2 pseudogenes are annotated in these 3,108 nt (G+C 71.7%); one reads left to right on the top strand and one right to left on the bottom strand.

Going from position 1 to position 3,108, the window contains the following annotated elements:
* Positions 1 to 2,045, bottom strand: a pseudogene (locus ACWGKI_RS18645) (hypothetical protein); the annotation flags it as partial.
* 97 nt (positions 2,046 to 2,142) lie between these two features.
* Here ACWGKI_RS18645 and ACWGKI_RS18650 point away from each other — a divergent pair.
* A pseudogene (locus tag ACWGKI_RS18650) lies at positions 2,143 to 3,108 on the top strand (hypothetical protein); the annotation flags it as partial.

Genomic DNA, 3,108 nt, shown 5'->3' on the forward strand with positions numbered 1-3,108 from the left:
ACCTCGGTAGCAGCAGCCGCCTCGGTCGTGCCCTCGGTCGAGCCCTCGGACGACGCACCCGCCGTAGCGTCCGCCGTCGCAGCCGACGACGCAGCAGCCTCAGCCTGCGAAGAGTTGTCACCCTCCGCAGCCGCCGACGTGTCAGCCGACGCAGCAGCGTTCGTGTCGTCGTCACCCTCGGTGTTCGCCGCAGCGACCGCAGCAGCCTCAGCCGCAGCGTTCGCCTCAGTGTCCGCCGTCGTCGACGCCTGCGTAGACGCCTCCGTCATCGCCGCAGCCTGCGCCGCAGCAGACGCATCCACCGTGCCCGCAGCAGTCGTCGCCGAGTCAGCCTCGGTGAACGCCGCAGCCTGCGCAGCCGGGTTCGCGTTCGCGTCCGCAGCAGCAGACGCCGACGCGTTCACGTTCGAGTCAGCCTCGGTCGTGCCCTCGGTAGCGGCCTCGGACGTGCCCTCGGTCGCAGCCTCAGACGTGCCCTCGGTCGCAGCCTCAGACGTGCCCTCGGTCGCAGCCTCAGACGTGCCCTCGGTCGCAGCCTCAGACGTGCCCTCGGTCGCAGCCTCAGACGTGCCCTCGGTCGCAGCAGCAGCCTCGGTCGTGCCCTCGGTCGAGCCCTCGGTCGTGGCACCCGCCGTCGCGTCCGCGGTCGCAGCCGACGACGCCGCAGCCTCAGCCTGCGAAGAGTTGTCACCCTCCGCAGCAGCCGAAGCCTCCGCCGACGCCGAAGCGTTCGTGTCGTCGTCACCCTCGGTGTTCGACGCAGCAACCGCAGCAGCCTCAGCAGCCGCGTTCGCCTCGGTGTCCGCCGTGGTCGACGCCTGCGTGGACGCCTCGGTGTACGCAGCCGACGCCGCAGCAGCCTCAGCGTCCGCCGTCGCGGCGGCCGAAGCCGTCGTCTCAGCATCCGCCGTCGCCGCCGCAAGAGCAGCCGGGCTCGCGTTCGCGTCCGCAGCAGCCGAAGCCGAAGCGTTCACGTTCGAGTCAGCCTGCGTCGAGCCCTCGGTCGAGGCACCCGCCGTCGCGTCCGCGGTCGCGGCGGACGACGCCGCAGCCTCAGCCTGCGACGACGCGTTGCCCTCAGCTGCAGCCGACGTGTCAGCCGACGCAGCAGCGTTCGTGTCGTCGTCACCCTCGGAGTTCGCCGCAGCAACGGCAGCAGCCTCAGCTGCAGCGTTCGCCTCGGTGTCCGCCGTGGTCGACGCCTGCGTGGACGCCTCCGTGTAAGCCGCCGACGCCGCAGCAGCCTCAGCGTCCGCCGTCGCGGCGGCCGAGGCCGTCGTCTCAGCATCCGCCGTCGCCGCAGCAAGAGCAGCCGGGCTCGCGTTCGCATCCGCAGCAGCCGACGCCGACGCGTTCAGGTTCCCGTCCGTGGCCGCAGCAGCAGCGTCCGCCGTACCGTCGGTCTCGGTCGAACCCTCGGTAGAAGCCTCGGTCGTGCCCTCGGTCGCAGCAGCAGCCTCGGTCGTGCCCTCAGTCGAACCCTCGGACGAGGCACCCGCCGAAGCATCCGCCGTCGCAGCCGACGACGCCGCAGCCTCAGCCTGCGATGCGTTGTCACCATCGGTCGCAGCCGACGCCTCCGCCGTCGCCGCAGCGTTCGTGTCGTCGTCACCCTCGGAGTTCGCCGCAGCAACCGCAGCAGCCTCAGCCGCAGCGTCCGCCTCGGTGTCAGCCGTCGTCGACGCATCGGTCGACGCACCCGCCATCACGTTGGCCACCGCAGCAGCCTCAGCTGCAGCGGAAGCGTCAACCGTGCCGGCGGCCGAAGCGGTGGTCGCCGCATCCGCCTCGGTGTACGCCGCAGCCTCAGCAGCCGGGTTCGCGTTCGCGTCCGCAGCAGCCGACGCCGACGCGTTCAGGTTGCCCGACGCCTCGAACGCAGCATCAGTCGAAGCGTCCGAGCTGGAGGTCGCGGTCGCCGCCGCCGAAGCAGCAGCCTCCGCGGCCGTCCAGTTGTTGCCCTCCGCAGCAGCCGACTGGTCCACCGACGCGCCGGCGTTCGTGTCGTCGTCACCCTCGGTGTTCGCCGCAGCCTGCGCCGCCACCTCAGCCGCAGCGTTCGCCTCGGTGTCAGCCGTGGTCGACGCCTGCGTAGACGCCTCCGTCAGCGCAGCAGCCTGAGCCGCAGCAGACGCATCCACCGTGCCCGCAGCAGTTGTCGTCGAGTCAGCCTCGGTGAACGCCGCAGCCTCAGCAGCCGGGCTCGCGTTCGCGTCCGCAGCAGCCGACGCCGACGCGTTAACGTTCGAGCCGGCCTCGGTCGAGCCCTCGGTCGAGGCACCCGCCGTCGCGTCCGCGGTCGCGGCAGACGACGCCGCAGCCTCAGCCTGCGACGACGCGTTGCCCTCAGCCGCAGCCGACGTGTCGGCCGACGCCGCAGCGTTCGTGTCGTCGTCACCCTCGGAGTTCGCCGCAGCAACCGCAGCACCCGAAGCAGCAGCATCCGCCTCGGTGTCAGCCGTGGTCGACGCGTTCGTCGAAGCGTCGGTGTATGCCGCCGACGCCGCGGCAGCCTCAGCGTCCGCCGTCGCGGCGGCCGAAGCCGTCGTCTCAGCATCCGCCGTCGCCGCAGCAAGAGCAGCCGGGCTCGCATTAGCGTCCGCAGCAGCCGAAGCCGAGGCGTTCACGTTCGAACCGGCCTCGGTCGTGCCCTCAGTCGCAGCAGCAGCCTCGGTCGTGCCCTCGGTCGAGCCCTCGGACGACGCACCCGCCGTAGCGTCCGCCGTCGCAGCCGACGACGCAGCAGCTTCAGCCTGCGAAGAGTTGTCACCCTCCGCAGCCGCCGACGTGTCAGCCGACGCAGCAGCGTTCGTGTCGTCGTCACCCTCGGTGTTCGCCGCAGCAACCGCAGCAGCCTCAGCCGCAGCGTTCGCCTCGGTGTCCGCCGTCGTCGACGCGTTCGTCGACGCGTCCGTGTACGCCGCCGACTGTGCAGCAGCAGACGCATCCACCGTGCCCGCAGCAGACGTCGCCGAGTCAGCCTCGGTAAACGCCGCAGCCTCAGCAGCCGGGTTCGCGTTCGCGTCCGCAGCAGCCGAAGCCGACGCGTTCACGTTCGAGTCAGCCTGCGTCGAGCCCTCAGTCGAGGCACCCGCCGTGGCGTCCGCG

The sequence above is a fragment of the Isoptericola sp. NPDC055881 genome, assembly GCF_053615895.1.